The following is a 19,441-nucleotide window of genomic DNA, read 5'->3' on the forward strand; positions in this document are numbered from 1 at the left end:
CGCTACTCTTTCGGGGCCTTCATCGCCACGCGGATCTTCTCTTCGATCTCGTTGGCCAGCGCCGGGTCGTTTCGGAGCAGCTCCTTCACGGCGTCGCGTCCCTGACCGATCTTGCGGTCGCCGTACGAGAACCACGATCCGGCCTTCTTGAGCACCCCGAAATCGACACCCAGGTCAACAATCTCGCCGATCTTGGAAATTCCTTCGCCGAACATGATGTCGAACTCGGCCCGCTTGAACGGCGGCGCCACCTTGTTCTTGACGACCTTCACGCGCGTGCGGGTTCCGAGCTGCTCCTCGCCGTCCTTGATGACCGAGACGCGGCGGATGTCGATGCGCACCGAAGCGTAGAATTTCAGCGCGTTGCCGCCCGTGGTGGTCTCGGGGTTGCCGTAGACCACGCCGATCTTGTCGCGCAGCTGGTTGATGAAGATGCAGACGGTCTTGGTCTTCGAGATGCTCGAAGTCAGTTTGCGCAGCGCCTGCGACATGAGCCGCGCCTGCAGGCCCATCTTCGAATCGCCCATCTCGCCCTCGATCTCGGCTTTGGGCGTGAGCGCCGCCACGGAGTCGATGACGATGATGTCGATGGCGCTCGAGCGGATCAGCGAGTCGGCGATCTCCAATGCCTGTTCGCCGTTGTCGGGCTGCGAAATCAGCAGGTTGTCCACGTCCACGCCCAGTTTCTGCGCGTAGAAGCTGTCGAATGCGTGCTCCGCGTCGATGAACGCCGCGATGCCGCCCGCCTTCTGCGCTTCGGCGATGGCGTGGATGGCCAGCGTGGTCTTGCCCGACGACTCGGGACCGTAGATCTCCACCACGCGCCCCTTGGGATAGCCGCCCACGCCGAGCGCCATGTCGAGGGTCACCGAACCCGACGGGATAACCGGTACGTCGTTGACCTCCTGCGAGTTCATGCGCATGATCGACCCCTTGCCGAAGTCCTTCTCTATCTTTTCCATCACCGCGTTCAAGACCTTGAGCTTGTCCGCGTTCACTTGTGCTTTCTCTGCCATTATCGTTTTTGTTTTTTACGTTTCGAAATGTTTTGTCTTGCCGGCCTCGCTATTGCTTGTAGGCGTCCAGAATCTGCTGGTAGTGGTTGGCCGTGTCCACCTTCTCGAAAACCCGTTCGATGCGTCCCTCGGCGTCGATGACGAACGTCGTGCGCACGACGCCCATGTATTTGCGTCCGTACATCGACTTTTCGGCCCACACGCCGTAGGCTTCGCATACCGAGTGGTCCGTGTCGGCTATCAGCGTGAAGTTCAGGTCGTGCTTGGCGCAGAAATTCCGGTGCGAGCGCTCGCTGTCGGGGCTGACCCCGATGATGCGGAATCCCATGCGCGTAAGTTCGGCCTTTCCGTCGCGCAGGCTTTTGGCTTCGAGCGTGCAGCCCGACGTGTTGTCCTTGGGGTAGAAATAGAGGATGATGCGCTGTCCCCTCAGATCGGCAAGCGCCAGAGGCTCACCGTCCTGCGTCGTCGATCTGAAGTCGGGAGCCATCTCCCCTGCTTTCGGCTTGGCCATAAGGTTTCGCAATGAATGAATTTTCTTTCAAAGATAACAAATTTCCGCGGATTGATACGTCTCCGGGCCCACTTTTTTGCGGTTCAGTCCCACACGTAGGTCACCTCGATCTGCTCGTTGAATTCCTCCTGCGTGCCGTTGAGCCGGTGCAGACAGGCCGGACAGCGGATGGCCGCCTCGGTCTCGACGTATTCGCCGCACCCGACGCACGCCGGCATCAGGCCGTACCCCGGCTGCATGTAGTGTTCGAACTCCGCTCCGCAGTGTTTGCATCGGATTTTGTAAGCTGTTCCCATGATCGTAATTTTTTAGGTTCACGCTACAAAGGAACGGGCTTTGTGTGACAGGTTGTGACACACCGTAAAATAATTCGGAAATTTTCGGCCGCAGCCGCTCATTCGCCCCTGCGGGCGTATTTGGCGAGGTAGTCGGTCAGGTACTTTTCCAATTCGGGCGTCTCGACGATGCGGATGTCGTCGAGCAGGCCGACTACGAACCGCCCCACTCCGGCGAATCCGGCGACCTCGGTGTCGAGCAGCCAGCGCCCCTTGCCCAGCGGCCGCACGTCGCGCTCGGCGAGCGGGTACTCCTCGCAGAGGAGGTTGTAGGCCAGCAGCCCCATCTCCAGCCGCACGCGCCGCCGCGTGCCGCCGTGCATGCGGAATGCGTCGATAAAGCCCTCGCAATGCTCCGCTTCGTGCGCCCACGCCTCCGCGGTGAGTTTCACGGAGCCGATGCGCGAGGTCTTGAAGAGCTTGCACGAGCCGCTTTCGGGGTCGTAGCACCACACCTGCACGTAGTTGGTCGTGAATGCGAACGGCTCCACCCTGCGGTCGCGCACTTCGCCTCCGTGCGCCGACTGGTAGCCGTGCAGCACGACCTGCCGCCGCTCTTCGATCGCTTCCACCAACCGTCTGACGTTCGCGGCGTTCTTGCCGCGGACCACCGTGTCGGCCAGCGTCTTGTCGTTGTAGACCGAGTAGAGCTTCTTTTTGAGGTTCTGTTTCAGCAGGTTCGTGTCGTCGATGTTCTCGATGGCGCTCTTGAGGATCACGGCCTCCTCCTCGGTGAAGTGGACCAGCTGCGTGATGTCGCGGAAATGGGGCGACTCCTTATCCAGCCGGATGCAGTCGCCCGACTTCTTGACGACGAACCCCGCCTCGCGGAAGGTGTCGATATAGCGGTAGACGGTGCGCCGGGATAGGTCGAGCCGCTCGGCCAGCTGGTCGACGTTGTAGGTGGTGTTGGCCGTCAGCAGCTTCATCAGCCGCAGCAGGCGCTCCAGTTTGGGCTGGTCCATGTCAGGCGGTTTCGGCGGTGCGGCGGTAGCGCTCCAGCCGCTCGGTCAGGACGGTTAGCAGCTCTTCGGGACTGCACGCGAGCGACGAGGTTTCGATCGTATAGAGCGATCCGGCGATCCGTTTGTTGAAGCGCAGCAGATGGCGTTCGATCGGTCCGGCGCCGGCGATCCGCTCGGCGGTGTCTTTGAGTTGGATCAGGATCAGCTGTTTGCCGGACAGTTTCCCGAACCGGAAACCCGCCACGGCCGACCACGGCAGGAACCGGTCGTTTTTCGGTGCGAGCGGAGCGTTGACCCGTACACCCTCCTGCGACACGATCACGTACGGCCGTTTGGAGCGGAATAGGCTGGTCGCCAGCAGTGCGAGCCCGCCCAAGCCGAAGAAGAGGTTTGCGGCCACTCCGATGGCCTGGCCGAGGGTGTCGTCGCTCACTGCGAGCAGCACGGCGCCCGCGATTGCAAGGAAGATGCATCCCACCCCGCTGGGCAGCATTTTGCGGGAATCGAGGTAAAATTTCCGGGTGTCTTCTTGATTTTCCATCGCAAGAGGTGTTTGGACAAATATACGAAGAAATCGGGTAATCCGGCTACCCTGCCCGGCAATAAAAATCGGGTCGGCGTCGGACCGCGTTACGTCGAAACGTATCGGGGAGCCGACGACCGACCCGCTGCCGCCTCACTTTGAAAAATAGTGACGCACTCAATACCACGGACGGCAGATTCCGGTAACGGGGCGGCAAGCAATGCCGCCCCGTTGCGCTCAGGATACGGAGCCGCCCAACGGCGGCTCCGCGGCAGAAACAAAAGTGGCTTTTTCGAAAGATTTAACTATAATTAGGTATTGATTTCTCATCAGGGGGCGGCCCCGGTTCCGCCGGTAGCCGGGTCGGGCGTCGGCCGCAAATGCCGGTTGAACCGGCTGCGCATGCGGATCGGGGCGCAATCGGCCGCAGGGGCGTAAGCATTGTGTAAAGAAGAGGAACGCGACGGGGTTTCATAGGTTTGTTTTTTATGCGCGTCCCTTTCGGGCATAAAAAAAGGACGCGGTGTGCCCCTTCGCACAGGTCGTGGAAAACCCGAATCAGAAAGCTGTCCTGCGCCCTTGTTGTGTCCCGCAAAGAAATGCGCGGGACATAACAAGGACTGACAACCATTATACCTGATTCAAACCCTCCCGAAAGAGGTTTCCACGTTTGTACGAAGGTATAAAGAGTTGTTTACCCTTTATATGTTATTTCAGTCGGCTCAGCCGAAATGTCTGGCAGCAAAGTTAGCATTATTTATGCTTCCTTTTATTTCACAGGGCAAATATAAACAAAAAAATTGAAATATGGCATAAATGCCAAATTAAAATACATTAATCATCCATTTTTTTGTTCAAAATTATTTTTTGAAGCGTCGAGACAAAATATTGATAGGCCTGATTATTCAACGAATGCAGGAAATTCGGGAACAACATGGCCACACGCAGGAGTTTGTTAGCCACAATACCCGCTTGGATATTCCGCATTATGAATCGGGGCAACGTTTTGCTTCCCTCCAAACCCTATCTATATTCTGTAAATTTTATAATATGACCCTCGACGAGTTTTTCTCAACTATAAAATACCCTCCTAAAGAGTAATATTTCTTTTATCTGTCTTGCGGAAAGAGCACTCTTTCCGCTTTTTCTTTTTGGCGGCGCATACGCTCTGCGGATTCATATTTTAGGGTTCGGGCGGCAGCCTGCGGAGTGCACGCGATAAGCGGGCCTCCGCCGCCGGAGGCTGCGGCCCGCCGGCTCTTCGAACCGAATATACTGCCCTTTCTTCACAAGAAAGGGCGAAAGAACGGCGCACGCAGAAAACGTCGGTCGGCCGTCCTCCTCCTCGCTGAACGGGCACGAAAGCTAACGCATATCGCACGCCCGTTCCGGGCGCTCGTCGTCGGACGGCCGCAATTCCCGCCGTTTTCAGAAGTGCGCGAGCAGGTGCGGCGCGCTGCGCCGCAGAGGTTGATTAATAGGTAATTTTGTAGAAACGCGCTTACGGAAAGTTCTCGGGCGGCAGCCTGCGGAGTGCACGCGCTTGAGCGAGCCTCCGCCGCCGGAGGCTGCGGCCCGCACGGCTCAAAAGCCGCTTAACCAGCGCAAGAATAAAACGATTGTATCTCAGTCCGTAGCCGGCGGAGGGACATCGAAGCCGAAGGCTTAGATGCAGCCCTCCGCACCCGGCGGCTGCGGGCTGCCGGTTCTTCGAACCGCAAGAGCGAACGCTAAAGGTTTAGCTTCATATCTGATGTTCTTCGCCCCTCCCGAGGATTTAGGGGTAAGGTCGGATTTACGGCGCGTCGCTAATGCGACAACCGTGCGCCGTGACTGCTGTGGCGGCTCGGCAATTCGCAAGCGATTGCGCTCGCCTGCTGCACGCAGTTGTAAACGCGGCCGCTGGCCGCGAGGCTTCAGCGGTCGTAAGCGGACCTGCGTATCAGGCATGGGACGATTCGAGACTACAAAACCCCCAAAACCATCCACAAAAAAACCGCGACACGTAACTGTCGCGGTTCCTGTCTGTTTGCGGTATGCGTCCACGCCTTACTGGGCGAGCACGAGTTTTTCGATCTCCTCGACCTGTCGGCGGAACGCCTTGTCGGTCTCGATCAGGTTCGACACGGCCTTGCACGAGTGTAGCACCGTGGCGTGGTTGCGTCCTCCGATGGCCGACCCGATGGTCGTAAGCGGCGCTTTGGTGTGCTGTTTGGCCAGATACATGGCGATCTGCCGCGCCTGCGCGATCTCGCGCGTGCGCTCCGTGGAGTTGAAGCGGTCGAAATCGAGGTTGAGGAACTCGCAGACCACCTGGATGATGTGGTCGAGCGTGATCTCCTTCTGGTGCAGCTGCACATAAACCTTCAGAATCTCCTTGGCCAGCGACGTGGTGATCTTGCGTCCGAGGAACGAGGCGTTGGCCACCAGCGACGACAGCGCCCCCTCGATCTCGCGCACGTTGGCCGAGATGTTGTCGGCCAGGTAGGCCACCACATCGTCCGAAATCTGAGCCCCGAGCTTCTGCGCCTTGGCGCGGATGATCTTGATCTTCGTGTCGTAGTCGGGCGTGTTGAGCTGCGCCGACAGGCCCCACTTGAAGCGGGTGAGCAGTCGCTGCTCGATGTCCTTCAGCTCCACGGGCGGCTTGTCCGAAGTGAGGATCAGCTGCTTGCCCGCCAGCTGCAGGTGGTTGAAGATGTTGAAAAAGGCGTTCTGCGTACCCGTCTTTCCGGTCAGCTCCTGGATGTCGTCGATAATCAGCACGTCGATCATCTGGTAGAAGTGGATGAAATCGGGTATCTCGCCGTTCTTGTAAGCCGTCTGGAACTGGGCCTGAAACTTGTTCATCGAGACGTAGAGCACCTGCAGCTCCGGATGGCGCTCCCGCACCTCGTGACCGATCGACTGGACGATATGGGTCTTGCCCAGCCCCGAATCCCCGTATATATAGAGGGGGTTGAAGGGGTTATTGCCCGGACTGACCGCCACCGACATGCCCGCCGAACGCGCCAGACGGTTACATTCGCCCTCGATGAAAGTGGCGAACGTCAGGCCCGGATTGAGCTGCGGATCGATGATTATTTTTTTGAGACCCGGAATTACGAACGGATTCTTTATATTTGCGGTATTGGTCTGCGTGTTGAACCGCGAGATGGCCGTCGTATCGGCATCCGCGGGCACGGCGACCGGAGCGGCCGCGCGCGGCACGGCGTAGTGCAGCCGCGTCTGCTGGCCGTAGAGCTGCGAGATGATCGGGCGCAGGAACGGGATGTAGTTCTTCTCGATCTGCCGCACGTAGCTCTCGTTGGGAACCCGCAGGCGAAGCGTCGTGCCGTCGAACTCGAGCGGTACGATGGGCTGGAACCACTTCTCGAACTCCTCGGCGGAGGTCTCGGCCTTGATGCGGTCAAGGCAGTTCTGCCACATATCGCTATATGTCTGCGTGTTGTTCAACATGGATGGGGTTGCACCGTTTTTGATGGGACAAAGTTGTGAATAAATTTGTAAAAATATCTTCCGATTCGGGTTGGAAATCTTCTTTTTTTATATATAGAAAAGCAACGGTTTCCGAGCGCTAAATTTTAACTCCCTGATATTGAATTATAGATTTTATTTTCTTATATTTGCATATAAATTTTTTGGAACGACCCTACATCAATCTATAAATAAAACCAATAAAACCTATGGCAAACGAACTGGAACAGAAAGTCCTCGAGAAGGCGCAATCCTGGCTGGACGGTCACTACGACGAGGAGACGAAAAAGCAGGTCAAGTATCTGATGGAGAACGACATGAAGGAGTTGGTCGAGAGCTTCTACAAGGACCTGGAATTTGGTACGGGCGGCCTGCGCGGCATCATGGGCGTGGGTTCGAACCGCATGAACGTCTACACGGTCGGCGCTGCTACGCAGGGGCTTGCGAACTACCTGAAGAAGAATTTCGAGGGCGAGCAGATCCGCGTTGCGATCGGCCACGACAGCCGCAATAATTCGCGTATGTTCGCCGAGCGCGTGGCCGATATTTTCGCCTCGAACGGCTTCACCGTTTTCCTCTTCGACGCGCTGCGTCCGACGCCCGAACTGAGCTTCGCCATCCGCGAGCTGAAGTGCCATTCGGGCGTGGTGGTCACCGCCTCGCACAACCCCAAGGAGTACAACGGTTACAAGGCTTACTGGACCGACGGTGCGCAGGTGACCGAGCCGCACGACAAGAACATCATCGCCGAGGTAGGGAAGATTACGGACGTGAACATGATCCAGACCGGCCGCAATCCGGAGAACATCACCATCCTCGACGAGCGGTTCGACGAACTCTACCTTAATAAGGTGCACGAACTGTCGCTCTCGCCCGAGAGCGTCCGCAAGCACCACGACATGAAGATCGTCTACACGCCGATCCACGGCTCGGGCGTACGGCTGGTTCCCGCCTCGTTGCGCAAGTTCGGTTTCACCAACGTGATGCTCGTTCCCGAGCAGGCCGTCGTCGACGGCAACTTCCCCACGGTCGAGTCGCCCAACCCCGAGGAGCGCAAAACCATGTCGATGGCCATCGATCTGGCGGCCAAGGAGGGTGCGGACCTGGTGCTGGCCACCGACCCCGATTCCGACCGCATCGGCGTCGCCCTGCGCAACAAGAAGGGCGAATACGTGCTGCTGAACGGCAACCAGACCCTCGTGCTGCTGATGAGCTACCAGCTTACGCGCTGGGCCGAGCTGAACCGGCTCGACGGCCGGCAGTACGTCGTGAAGACCATCGTCACTTCGCAGATGGCCAACGCCGTGGCCGCCCACTTCGGGGTGAAGTGCTACGACTGCCTCACGGGCTTCAAATACATCGCCAAGATCATCCGCGAGAACGAGGGCAAAACCCAGTACATCGGCGGCGGCGAGGAGTCGTTCGGCTACCTGGCGGGCGACTACGTGCGCGACAAGGACGCCGTGTCGGCCTGCTCGCTGGCCGCCGAGGCCGCCGCATGGGCGATGGACACGATGGGCCTGACGCTCTACGAGTGGCTGCAGGAGCTTTATGTCAAGTATGGCTTCTACCGCGAGGGCCTCGTCTCGGTGGTCCGCAAGGGCAAGGAGGGCGCCGAGCTGATCCAGCAGATGATGGTCGACTTCCGGCAGAATCCGCCCCGCATGATCCTCGGATCGAAGGTCGTCAAGATCAACGACTTCCTTTCGCTCGAAACCACCTGCACCGAAACGGGTGTCAAGACCCCCATCGAGCAGGACAAGAGCAACGTGCTGCAGTGGTTCACCGAGGACGGCACGGCGGTTTCGGTGCGTCCCTCGGGCACGGAGCCGAAGATCAAGTTCTACTTCGGCGTGAAGGCTCCGCTGGCCTCTGTGGCCGACTTCGACCGGGTGAAGGCCGAACTGGATGCCAAGATCGAGGGTATCAAGAAAGACCTCAAGCTCGAATAATCCGGGCAGCGGGCCGTCCGGTGATCCGTCTGCGGCGGTTCTCCCGGCACAGCCCTCTACCCCATCCGGCAAGCGCCCCGACCTGAAAAGGCCGGGGCGCTGACGTTGGCGGAGGCGACGCGGTCAGATCAGTTTGACGACGGCATAGTTGTCGGCCGCGACCTCCCCTTCGATCCGGATGCGGATGTTGACCTCTTTCGAGAGCGGGTCGGGCGCATCCAGCTTGCGGAGCGGAATCTCGACGGGACCGTTCGCCGGCGAAATTTCGAGCGAAACCTCCTCCCGGGCGCGGTCGTAACGGTTGGCCGTGCATTGCACCCCCGTCACCCGTACCGACTGGCTGCCCCGGACGGGTTCGATGCGCAGCGTCCGGGCGCGTTCGAACTGCTCTCGGCCGACGGTGAAACTCAGCCGGACCGACTTTTTCGTCAGCTCGAACGGCGACCAGAAAGCCACGGCGTCGTCCGGACGCATACTTTCCACCGGGCCCTCCGCCCGGGCCTCCGCGACCAGCCGGCACGCCGCCGCGAGCGGATCGGCGAACGGCTCTACGGCTGAGACCTCGCCGGAGCCGTGCCACCGCTCGTCCCAGGTGCGGAAATCGAAGGTCGTGCCGTGGGCTTTGGCGTCCATGTAGCGGCGCAGGCGCGGCACATAGTAGTCGCGGATCAGCCCCGACCAGACGCGGCAGGAGTAGTCGCTCAGCGACGGACCGCCCCAGACGGAGACCAGCCGGCGCGCCTCGTTCTCAAAACGCGCCTGTTCGTCGGGCGTGCAGCCCGCTTCGCGGGCCATGTCGGTCCAGCGGTCGAGCCGCAGCAGGGGGTGCGAAGCGAGCAGCCGGTCGGCATCGAGCAGCAGCCGTTCGAGGCGCTGCGCGTAGCCGTGAGCCTCTTCGCGCTCACCGTAGAGGTCGGCCCAGTGGGCGGCCTCGAAGAGTTGGTCGGCCTTCGAGGCGAGGTAAAGCGCCGCATATTGGATCGCATCGGCGCGGTAGAGCGCGTTCCGTCCCAGCTCGCCGACACATGCGAGGAAACTTTCGATGGCGGCGAAATAGTGCTCGTTGATGCCCATCGTCGGCATGCGCTGCGCGTAGGGACGCAGCTGCCAGCGGTAGCGGGCGTTGTTCGTGCACTTCGCGTAGGAGGATTGCACCATTTCGCGCCAGAAGCGTCCGATCGCTTCCGGGCAGGCGCCGTAACGCGCTGCGGAGTAGTTGGCGAGGAATCGCGGCAGGTCGATCTTCCGGTCGCTCCACCCCGCCGCCGCGATCAGCTCGTAGACGATCTCGTTGTTCTCGACCCCTTCGGGCGAGGTTCCGTACCCCGTCAGGCGGCCCTTGCGGGGCGATGCGAGCGCTTCGAGGTGGCCGTTGGCGTAAAATTCGAGGTTGCCGATCAGCGCCGTGCGGCCGCCGAAATTGGGAACCGTCGAGTAGATCCACTCCTTGCCGAAGAATCCGGAGAGGTGGTTCCAGCTTCGCTCGCTGCACCAGATGAAGCGGTTGAAGTCGACCGCCAGATCGAGAATCATCATCCGCCCGTCGGGAGCGCCGCTCAGCAGCGCCTCGACGCTCGCCGGGTCCCAGCTGTTGCGCTGGTAGCCGAACATCCATCCCTGCATGACCCACACGGCGTCGGGGTTGGCGGCCGAGAGCGAGCGGTAGATCGTCTCCCCGTAGCGGCGCAGCGTGGCGGCGCGCTCGGGCGACCCTTTGGGCCCGAACGGCACGTCCATCTCGTTGAAGCTGTCGATCAGGTAGTAGCGGCCCTTGCCGAACTCCTGCTCCCAGGCGCGGACGAAGGCGGTTCCGATCTGCGTGAAGAGCGGATCGAGCGGCGAGAGCATCCAGTTCCGAAAGCCGCTCCACTTGGTTTCGGTTAGCTCCGTTTCGGGGTGAATACGTTTCATCGCGGGCGGCACGAAGCCGGCGAATCCCTGATAGACCGGTGTCATGCCGAGCGCCTCCATGCGCCCGATGATGCGGTGCTGGAGGGCGATCTGCGACCGATGCCACCCCTTCGACGGCGCGCCGTCCAGTCCGCTCATGTTCCCCATGCGCATCCACGGCAGGTGGGCCGGACCGGTGAACAGCACGTCGATCTCCTCCTCGGTCAGTCCCATCTCACGCCAGACGCGCGCCAGAATCGCTTCGCCGGCAACGGGGGCCAGCGGCATGTCGAAGCCGTGCAGCGCCATCCAGTCGATCTCGCGCTCCCACTCGTCCCAGCCCCAGAAAGGCGTCGTGTAACCGAACGTGCAGACGTTCATGTAGAGCCTCCGTTCGAACGGGGAGGTCACTTCGCGCCGCGGCGAGGCGGGGAAGCGCTCCGGCAGGTCGAAGCGGCTGCCCGACCAGGTGCAGACCCCGTAGCCGTGCTCCGTTGCGTAGTCGTAGAACCCGCGGCAGAGCGCTACGGCGCTGCTGCCCTCGATCGTCAGGCGACCGTCCCGGGCCTCGACGGCGAAGCGGTCGCAGCCCGTCGGGGCCTTGTCAATCAGCCGCAGTTCCACATTGTCGGGCCACTCCCCGACCGTGCGCCGGATTACGTCGCGTGCCTCCTGCGTCGGGGCCGCCTCCTGCGTCGGGTTTGCCTCCTGCGTCGGGTTCGCTGCCGCGAGTGGAACGGTCGTTGCCACGAGGAGTGCCCCCGAAAGCAGCCGTCTGATGAAGCGTGTTTTCATACTTTGAGAAAGGTGTTTTTTCGGTAAAGGAAATAGAGGAACAGCCAGCAGACGGCCACGTAGCCGGCGTCGTTGATGACCGCCGCCACCGCTTCGGGGCTTTTCGAAGCCACGCCGCCCAGGAAGAAGTCCGAGATGTGGCCGAAGTCGACGATCCGCTGCGCCAGGTAGATGGTGATCGAATTAAGGCCGATGACCCGGAAAAAGAGGGTCCACCGCGTCCAGCCCCTCACGTCGATCAGGTAGTAGAACAGCGTGAGCATCCCCAGCGAATAACCCGCTACGACGCAGGTGAACGAGCTCGACCACAATTTCTTGTTGATGGGTATAGCGCAACTCCAGCACACGCCGATCAGCGTCAGGGCCGCGGCGGCAAGGAGCATGCAGAGCGCTTTGCGGTTGCCCGTGAGCGCGCTCCGCTCCGTGCGCAGGAACTCGCCGGTGAACATGCCCAACATCGCCGTGACGATGGCTGGGAGGGTGCTCAGCAACCCTTCGGGATCGAACGTCTGGTAGTGGATTCGCCCCGGCAGCCACTGCCGGTCGACCCACCCCGCCAGATTGCCTTCGAACGTGAGAGGCCCGGCCCCGGCCGGAGCGTCGGGCGCTGCGACAAGACCCGTCAGCAGCGCGTACCCGATCAGGATAACCGCAGCCGTGATCGCCCGGGTCCGGACGCCGCAGTGCATGTAGAGCAGCGCGGCGAACATCCATGCCAGACCGATGCGTCCCAGCACGCTCGCCACCCGCAGCGTGGCGAAATCGAGCGTGAATAGACCGTTGTAGACAAGTCCCAGCGCGACGAGCGTCATCCCCCGGCGGATGACCCTGCGCCGGATGCTCCCCTCCCCGATCCGGTTGGCGCGTTGCCTGGCCAGCGAAAAGGGGAATGAGACCCCCGCGATGAAGAGGAACAGCGGGAAGATCGTGTCGTGGTGGGTCAGGCCGTCCCAGGGAGTGTGTTTCATCTGGAGGGCCAGCGCGTCCGTGAAAGCGTTGGGCAACAAGGCGCAGAGCGAGGTCACAAGCCCTGCGAATCCCATGATGAAGAGCATGTCGAAGCCGCGCAGGGCATCGAGCGACAGAAGTCTTTCGTTGGGTTTCATCGTTATGTGAAGCGGCTTTTGGGTTCGGTTGGTCGTTCGGTTGCTGAGTTTTACAGGCAAATGTAGGATTATTTCCGCAAAGAGGCTTTGTTTCCGCCCTTTTTTGCGATCCGGTTCGGCGGCGTCCCGACTTCCCGCCCGATGAGTATTCCGGTCGGATTTTTTCCGCTTCTGGTATTGGTTTCTAAAATATTTATGCTATTTTTACTAAAATTTTAGTAGCTATGAAGAAGGGTTCGATCTGTGGGATGCTGGCATTTGCGCTGGCGGCGGGCTTTGTCGCAGCGGCGCAGGAGCCGCCCAAGGCGGAGGCGGTGCTGCGATTCGACGAGGCGAAACAGGAAGCGGCGGCCGATATTCCCCTGTCGCAGGTTGCGGCCGACACCGCCGGCCGGCGGCCGTTCGCCTATAAGCTCAACCGCCGCCGTGTTAGCGAGGCGAAAGCCTACGATGCGGTCACGTTGTGGAACGTTCGCCGGGTCCGTATCAAGAACCGCCGCATGCGCCTTTCGGACAGCACGCGGCGCGAAAAGGTGCGTCTGCTGAAATTCTTCACCGAACGCGACCGCCGCAAGGGGGCGCGGCCTCACCTGCTGGGCAATGTGGCGGGCTATACCTGGTCGGAGCATTTCTACGACGAGGCGGTGTGCAAGTGGCGGGATGCTCCGCGGCATATCTCCACCTATACGCTCCGCAGCGAATACGATTCGGTCCGGCTTGCCGGGGGCGAGGTCTCCCTGTTCGATGTCCCCCGCGAACTATGGCGGCAGCTGACGCCCGAGGCGGTCTATGTGCTCGACGGCGAACGGGTTCCGGCGGGCATTTTCCAGTTTATCGACGGGCTGATCCTCCGGACGCTCGAAATCCATACCGACTCCGCGACGATGGCGCGCTACGCTACCGCGGAGGGCGTGGTCATGGGAGATATCTACCCCGACCGGACGCCGCTCGTGGTGGTCGAGGGATCGCTTTCTTCGATCGAAGAGTGGCTGAAAATGTGTCAGGCCGGTCTTTTCAGCGTCTCCTCGGCCGTGTCGATGCGCTACTACTATATGCTGCCGCTCGAAGCGGTGCAGCTGTATGGCAGGGCGGGAAAGTTCGGGGCCATCTGCATCGAAATGGCGGAATAGATCTTCGGGTTTCGTCATTGATGCTGCGCTGGGGAAATCCAGTTGCGGACGCAGCCTGCGGTTTGCCGCAAGTGCGCGGGCAGGTGCACGTTGCACCGCAGAATATGTTTTGAGCGGGTTTCGTTCACGGACGCAGCCTGCGGAGGGACGCGAAAAGCGGGCCTCCGCTGCCGGAGGCTGCGGCCCGCCGGCTTAACAGCCGAAACAGGACAACGCGGACAGCCCGCGCGGCGCGATAGCCGCCTAACCGAGTGGAGATTTATCCCCGGGTTCTTCGCCATACGGAGGGGCGAGGCTGCGGCCCGTAGGCCTAAGGTCGAAACAAGATAGTGAGTGAGTTGCAACCCGCGCCTCATAAAATCCGTAAAATCGAGCCTATGAAATTCCTGCCCGAGGTGCTTTCTTTCCCCCTGCTGTGAAAGAGGTCAGATTCGTTCGTTGTGGATACCCACCCCGCTCACAACGCTCTGTGAGCGGGTTTTTTCATTTTTCGCCAAAATAATTATAAAATTAGTTGTATAACTAAAATATTAGTTGTAAACTTGCCGTAGGAAAATCAACTAAAATTATAGTTATGGTAGAAGTCGTAAAGAACCGCCCCCAGGAGCTGACGCGCGCCGAACTGGAGATCATGCGCGTCCTGTGGGACAAGGGTGCAGTCGTGGTACACGATATTCTGGATGAGATTCCGGAGCCGAAACCCGCCTACAACACCGTGTCGACCATCGTTCGCATCCTCGAAAAGAAGGGATTCGTCTCGCACAAGGCCTACGGCAAGACCTACGAATATTTCCCGTTGGTGTCCAAGGACGACTATGCGAGCCGCTACATGGACACCGTGCTCGACAACTTTTTCGGCGGATCGCTCAGCCGGCTGGTCTCGTTCTTCTCGCAGAACAAGAATATCTCGGTCGAGGAAGCGGATGCGATTCTGCGCATGCTCCGTGAGCGCAAATAACCCGTATAACCATGAAACCCTTTCCGCTCTACCTGCTCGAGGTGCTTTTTTGCAGTGGCCTGCTGTTGGCGTTCTATCGCCTGCTGCTCGTGCGCAAGGTCTCTTTCGCGGCCTGCCGCAGCTATCTGGTGGCCGCCGTCCTGCTTTCGGCGCTGATCCCGGCGCTCAACATCCCCCTCTACCCTGCCCGCACGGTGGTCCTGCCGCTGCCGCTGATCGGCGTGGAGGAAGCGGTTGCGGTCTCCGTTCCGGCTGCCGATTCGGTCGTTGCGCCCGATGCGCCCGATGCGCTGCCCGAAACGAACTGGCCCCGCGTGCTGCGGGTTGTGGCAGGAACGCTGTGCCTGGCCGCTACGGCCCTGATGCTGGTACTGTTCGTCGTACGGATCGCCGCGATCCGCCGCCTGCGCCGCCGCTCGCGGCTTACCGACTGCGGCGATTACCGGCTGGCGGAAAACCCGGCGGTGGAGACGCCTTTCTCGTTTCTGAGGACGGTTTTCCTGGGCGAAGGGTTCGAAGGCCGCCGCCGGGAGATGGTGCTCTGCCACGAAGCGAGCCATGTCCAGCACCGCCACTCCCGCGAGCGCCTCGTTTTGGAAGGGATGCGCTGCCTGATGTGGTTCAATCCGTTTGTCTGGATCGCGTGCCGCTGGCTGCGCGAGGTGCAGGAGTGGGAAGCCGACCGCGACGTGCTCGGCGCGGGGTACGACCTGACCGAATACCGTATCGAAATCTTCGCTCAACTCTTCGGTTATAATCCGGATATAGCCAGCGGGTTGAATCATTCATTCACTAAAAACCGATTTGTTATGATGACGCAATGCAAAGTGCATCGTTTCGCGCTGGCGCGGTTCGGTGCAGCCATTCCTTTAGTGGCAGGCATGTTGCTGCTGTGCAGCTTTACGGTCCGGGAAACGGAATCACCCGCGGCGGACGCAACCTCGCGGCCGGTGGCTACGGTGACGATCCGCACGGTCGGCGATAAGCCCGAAATCCGCCTGAACGATCAGGCAATCAGCCCGGAAGAACTCTCCGAGAAGATTGCTGCCTGGCGCGAACAGCTATCCGAGGAGGAGCGGTCCCGGGCAGAGGTGACGCTTCGCGCCGAGCCGGATACCCGGATGCAATCCGTGAACGCGATCAAAAACCAACTGCGCCGCGCGAATCTCCTGCGCGTGGCCTATCAGAGTGCCGATGATCCCGGTGTGATGCGCATGCTGCCGCCCGATCCCGAAGCCGTGTCGCGGGTGAGCAACTCCTCACAAAATGTGCGCATAATAACCGATCTGGCAACGAAAGTCAGAGAGCGCAACGTGTTTTTCGTGCGGGTCACAGCTTCGGGAACGATTGTGGCGGGACAAGCCTATCAAGAAAGGGAGGTTCGTCCATCGGCGCTTCCGGAGCTGATCGAAACCTTTGTGACGAATGAAGCGGATGATCCGCGGATGCCCGAAAAGGAGCCGACGGAGATCGAACTGCCTGCCGGCGGGGCGATGCGCTATCCGGTCAGCCGCGGTATCGTATTCCTGATGACGGGACCCAATACCCCCTACGATTCCTATGTCGAGGTACAGCGGCTCGTTTCGCAGGCGTACGACCGGATTCGCAACCGGGTCGCGCAGCGGCAGTTCGGCCGCGGTTTCGATGAGCTGAACGAAGAGCAGCGGCAGGTGATCCAGCGGGCGGTTCCGATCAAGGTCACGGAAGCGGAGCCGGTGCAGGAATAAGATTCAAGCCCCCCGTTCAGGGGGCTTGTTCGTGTTCCGACGGTGGGCTGCAGCCTGCGGAGGTACGCGGTAAGCGGGCCTCCGCGCCGGGAGGCTGCGGCCCGCGCGGCTCAAAGAGCCGCCATGCTGCGCGGGCCAGACACTAAGCAGACAATTGCCCGCGAAGTTGCATGCAGTTTGGGTTGGCAGGTCGAGCGGCCCTGAATAGTCCGGCAGCCGTAATGCCTGCCCGAAGTGAACTCCGTTTTACCGCTTCGCAAACAGTTTTTCGTTGTTCAGGTGTCGTTCCCGGTCGCGCGCGGTTTTCTTGGCGAAACTCGCTTCGATCGCCTCAGTGAGGTCTACCCCAGTCTGGTTGGCCAGACAGGTCAGCACCCACAACACGTCGGCCATCTCCTCGGCCAGGTTGTCGGTTTCGCCCGGCTTGAACGACTGGTCGCCGTATTTGCGGGCCATTACCCGCGCCAGCTCTCCCACCTCCTCGGTGAGGACGGCCAGGTTGGTCAGCTCCGAAAAATAGCGCACGCCGTACTCTTTGATCCAACTGTCGACGCGTTGTTGCAGTTCCTTGATCTCCATGAAAAATCGTTATTTCACCCTTATCAGATTCAGTCCGTCGCGCAGCGGCAGAATGACGTTCTCCACGCGCGGATCGGCGGCGACCAGGCGGTTGAACTCCACGAGCGCCTGCGTATGGCGGTCGTTGTGCGCCACGGGCTGCACGACCTTGCCCGACCAGAGGATGTTGTCCGCGACGAGCAGCGCTCCGCTCCCGACGAGGGGTTGACTGTCGCGGTCGCCCATCAGCATGCGGTAGTAGTCGGGGTATTCGCGCTTGTCGCCGTCGATGAATACCAGATCGAACGTGCAGTCCAGCCCCGGCGCAAGGTCGAGCGCCGAGCCGACGTGCAGCCGGATTTTCCGCCCGTGAGGGCTGCGGTCGAAGAACGATCGGGCGATCGGTTCCAGTTCGTCGTCCACCTCGAAGGTGTGCAGCACGGCGTCCTCGTCCAGTCCGGCGGCCATCGCAAGGGCCGAATAGCCTGTGAAGGTCCCGATCTCCAGCACGCGGCGCGGCCGCACCAGACGGACCAGCAGCTCCAGCAGCCGTCCCTGAATATGGCCCGAGAGCATCCGGGGCGCGACGACCTGCCGGTGCGTTTCGCGGTCCAGTTCGCACAGCAGCTCCGCTTCGGGGGCGGAAAAGTCGCGGATATAGCGTTCGAGCGCGTCCATCAGCTGCGGTAGAGTCCCTGTTTGTTGAATGCGTACGACGCTTCGACGGCTTCGGGCGTGTCGGCTCCGAGGGCCAGCAGGCATTCGCGGGTGAATTCGAGGGTTCCCGAGCCGTTGGCCGTCACCACGTTTCCGTCGCGCACGGCCTGCCGCTCCTCGTAGCGGGCCGCTCCCGTGTAACGCTCCCCGCCCCACGCCCGGAGCATCTCGACCGTGTTGCCCGTGTGGCGGATCTCGTTGAGGAATCCGTTTGCGGCGAGAAACGATGCCCCGTTGCAGATGGCCCCGACCAAAAGGCCGCGGCCGAGCGCCTCGCGCACCAGCGGCGCGACGGTTTGGGCTTCGGGGCGGTTCCAGCTCATGCCGCCCACGAGGATCACCCCCGCGCAGTCGTCGGGAAGCGCTGTCGTGTCGCGGTCGGGCTGCACGGTCATGCCGCCGATCGAGCGTACGGGCTGCCCGTCCGGCGCGGCGAAAAGCGTTTCGAAGCGCCCCGGCAGGTCCGGGGTCACCCCGCCGCGGAGCGCGGGGGCGAGGAACGCCGCCTCCCAGTCGGCAAACTGATCGAGCAGGACGAAAAGTATGTTTTTTTTCATGGTTTATCGGTAGATTAATCGGGACATGTCGGTGAAGACCTCTTCGGCGACCTCGGTAAGCTGTGTCGCCGTAAGGGCCTGAATCTTGGCGTAGACTTGCTCCATGGTGTCCACGTCGTCGTGCGTCAGCAGGCTCTTGCCCGCGCTGAGCATGTAGCTTTCGTTGCTCTCGCTCGATATGGCCAGCTGGGCGATAAACTGCTTCTTGGCCATCGAGAGCCGGCGTGCGGTCAGCGGCGTTGAGCGCAGCCGCCGCAACTGCTCCTCGATCAGTGCGAGGCACTGTTCGGCGTTGCCGTGGTCGGAGCTGAAGTAGATCGCCACGATCCCCGTATCGCCATAGGGCGTATAGCTCGCCTCGATGTTGTACGAAAGGCCGTTCTTCTCCCGCACGACCACGTTGAGCAGCGAATTGGCGCTGGGACCGCCCAGCAGGTTGGTCAGCAGGGCCAGCGGCAGCCGCCGCTCCTCCCCGATGCCGCAGGCGCGGCTGCCGAGGATGCAATGCGTCTGGTGGGTATGCCGGACGACCGTCTTTTCGAACGGGGCGTATGCTCCGGGCGCTGCCCGCCGAAAGCCGCGCACCGTGGCGGGCTGTTCGCCGAAATAGCGGGCCGCGACGCTCTGTGCCGTCTTCGGGGAGAAGTTGCCGATCGAGGAGAAGACCATCTGGTCGGTAGTGTGCGTGCGTGCGATGAAGCGGCGAATGGCCTCGCCGTCGTACCGCATCAGCGCGGCTTTGCGGCCCAGGATGTTGTGCCCCAGCTCCGACCCGGCGAAGAGCATGTCCTCGAACGTGTCGTAGATCATGTCCGCGGGCGAATCCTTGTAGGTGTTGATCTCGTCGACGATCACCTCCTTCTCGCGTTCCAGCTCGCGGTCGGGAAAGGTCGAGCGGAACGCAATGTCGGCGATCAGCTCCGCGGCCTTGGCGAAGTCGCCCCGGAGCGTGGTGGCGTGGATGGTCGTATCCTCTTTGGTGGTGAAGGCGTTCAGCTCGCCGCCCAGGTTCTCCAGCCGGCAGTTGACCTGCCAGGCGCGGCGGCGCTGCGTGCCCTTGAAAAAGGCGTGCTCCGTGAAGTGGGCCAGTCCGAACTGGTCCGCCTGCTCGTCGCGGCTTCCGGCGTTGATGACCAGCGCGCAGTGCGCCACGGTGTTCTTCACCTGCCGGTGGATGCCCCGGATGCCGTTGGGTAGTCGGTATGTGTAAAATTCCATCTT

General features: G+C 61.0%; 16 protein-coding genes. 4 read left to right on the forward strand and 12 right to left on the reverse strand.

What is annotated here, in order from left to right; genetic code table 11:
• Positions 1–2: 2 nt before the first annotated feature.
• The 6 genes from recA to dnaA form a co-directional block, all read right to left on the reverse strand.
• A complete protein-coding gene (recA, locus tag ACMO9O_RS09755) occupies positions 3–1,016 on the reverse strand; it encodes a recombinase RecA (protein WP_418983674.1) in 1,014 nt (337 codons plus the stop codon).
• A gap of 49 nt (positions 1,017–1,065) precedes the next feature.
• On the reverse strand, positions 1,066–1,530 hold the full coding sequence (gene bcp, locus ACMO9O_RS09760; protein WP_418983675.1) for a thioredoxin-dependent thiol peroxidase: 465 nt from the start codon (positions 1,528–1,530) through the stop codon (positions 1,066–1,068).
• A gap of 83 nt (positions 1,531–1,613) precedes the next feature.
• A complete protein-coding gene (locus tag ACMO9O_RS09765) occupies positions 1,614–1,826 on the reverse strand; it encodes a hypothetical protein (protein WP_418983676.1) in 213 nt (70 codons plus the stop codon).
• A gap of 98 nt (positions 1,827–1,924) precedes the next feature.
• Entirely contained in the window at positions 1,925–2,830 is a 906-nt protein-coding gene (locus ACMO9O_RS09770) for a helix-turn-helix transcriptional regulator (protein WP_418983677.1), read from the reverse strand.
• Between the two features lies 1 nt (position 2,831).
• Complete coding sequence (locus ACMO9O_RS09775; protein ID WP_418983678.1) at positions 2,832–3,371, reverse strand: STM3941 family protein; 540 nt, start codon at positions 3,369–3,371, stop codon at positions 2,832–2,834.
• A gap of 2,031 nt (positions 3,372–5,402) precedes the next feature.
• Positions 5,403–6,812 carry a chromosomal replication initiator protein DnaA gene (dnaA, locus tag ACMO9O_RS09780; protein ID WP_418983679.1) on the reverse strand — a complete coding sequence of 470 codons (1,410 nt, stop codon included), beginning with the start codon at positions 6,810–6,812 and terminating at the stop codon, positions 5,403–5,405.
• Positions 6,813–7,039: 227 nt separating this feature from the next.
• Between dnaA and ACMO9O_RS09785 the strand changes: the two genes are divergently transcribed.
• Positions 7,040–8,782, forward strand: a complete 1,743-nt coding sequence (locus ACMO9O_RS09785; protein ID WP_418983680.1) for a phospho-sugar mutase — start codon at positions 7,040–7,042, stop codon at positions 8,780–8,782.
• Between the two features lie 123 nt (positions 8,783–8,905).
• On the opposite strand, the gene ACMO9O_RS09790 is transcribed toward ACMO9O_RS09785, so the two are convergent.
• Entirely contained in the window at positions 8,906–11,467 is a 2,562-nt protein-coding gene (locus tag ACMO9O_RS09790; RefSeq protein ID WP_418983681.1) for an alpha-N-acetylglucosaminidase TIM-barrel domain-containing protein, read from the reverse strand.
• On the reverse strand, positions 11,464–12,573 hold the full coding sequence (locus ACMO9O_RS09795) for an acyltransferase family protein (RefSeq protein ID WP_418983682.1): 1,110 nt from the start codon (positions 12,571–12,573) through the stop codon (positions 11,464–11,466). Before ACMO9O_RS09795 ends, ACMO9O_RS09790 begins: the two co-directional genes overlap by 4 nt.
• 224 nt (positions 12,574–12,797) lie before the next feature.
• Here ACMO9O_RS09795 and ACMO9O_RS09800 point away from each other — a divergent pair, with 224 nt between their 5' ends.
• The 3 genes from ACMO9O_RS09800 (at position 12,798) to ACMO9O_RS09810 (ending at position 16,388) form a co-directional block, all read left to right on the forward strand.
• Positions 12,798–13,703: a hypothetical protein gene (locus ACMO9O_RS09800; RefSeq protein ID WP_418983683.1), complete on the forward strand. Its 906-nt coding sequence runs from the start codon at positions 12,798–12,800 to the stop codon at positions 13,701–13,703.
• 574 nt (positions 13,704–14,277) lie between these two features.
• Positions 14,278–14,661, forward strand: coding sequence for a BlaI/MecI/CopY family transcriptional regulator (locus ACMO9O_RS09805; RefSeq protein ID WP_418983684.1), 384 nt, complete (start codon positions 14,278–14,280; stop codon positions 14,659–14,661).
• An 11-nt stretch (positions 14,662–14,672) separates the two neighbouring features.
• Positions 14,673–16,388: a M56 family metallopeptidase gene (locus ACMO9O_RS09810; protein WP_418983685.1), complete on the forward strand. Its 1,716-nt coding sequence runs from the start codon at positions 14,673–14,675 to the stop codon at positions 16,386–16,388.
• Between the two features lie 246 nt (positions 16,389–16,634).
• Here the strand turns inward: ACMO9O_RS09810 and ACMO9O_RS09815 are convergent, their stop codons facing one another.
• From ACMO9O_RS09815 to ACMO9O_RS09830, 4 genes are read right to left on the reverse strand one after another with little or no spacing between them, the layout of a single operon-like run.
• Positions 16,635–16,967 (reverse strand): nucleotide pyrophosphohydrolase, encoded by a 333-nt coding sequence (locus tag ACMO9O_RS09815; protein WP_418983686.1) that lies wholly within the window; start codon positions 16,965–16,967, stop codon positions 16,635–16,637.
• Between the two features lie 9 nt (positions 16,968–16,976).
• Positions 16,977–17,624, reverse strand: coding sequence for an O-methyltransferase (locus ACMO9O_RS09820; protein WP_418983687.1), 648 nt, complete (start codon positions 17,622–17,624; stop codon positions 16,977–16,979).
• Positions 17,624–18,220, reverse strand: a complete 597-nt coding sequence (locus ACMO9O_RS09825) for a type 1 glutamine amidotransferase family protein (protein WP_418983688.1) — start codon at positions 18,218–18,220, stop codon at positions 17,624–17,626. The genes ACMO9O_RS09820 and ACMO9O_RS09825 overlap by 1 nt, the downstream gene beginning before the upstream one ends.
• Before the next feature lie 3 nt (positions 18,221–18,223).
• Complete coding sequence (locus ACMO9O_RS09830) at positions 18,224–19,438, reverse strand: M16 family metallopeptidase (protein ID WP_418983689.1); 1,215 nt, start codon at positions 19,436–19,438, stop codon at positions 18,224–18,226.
• Between the last annotated feature and the right edge of the window lie 3 nt (positions 19,439–19,441).

Origin of the sequence: Alistipes sp. (genome assembly GCF_048465635.1) — a bacterium.
GTDB lineage: Bacteria > Bacteroidota > Bacteroidia > Bacteroidales > Rikenellaceae > Alistipes.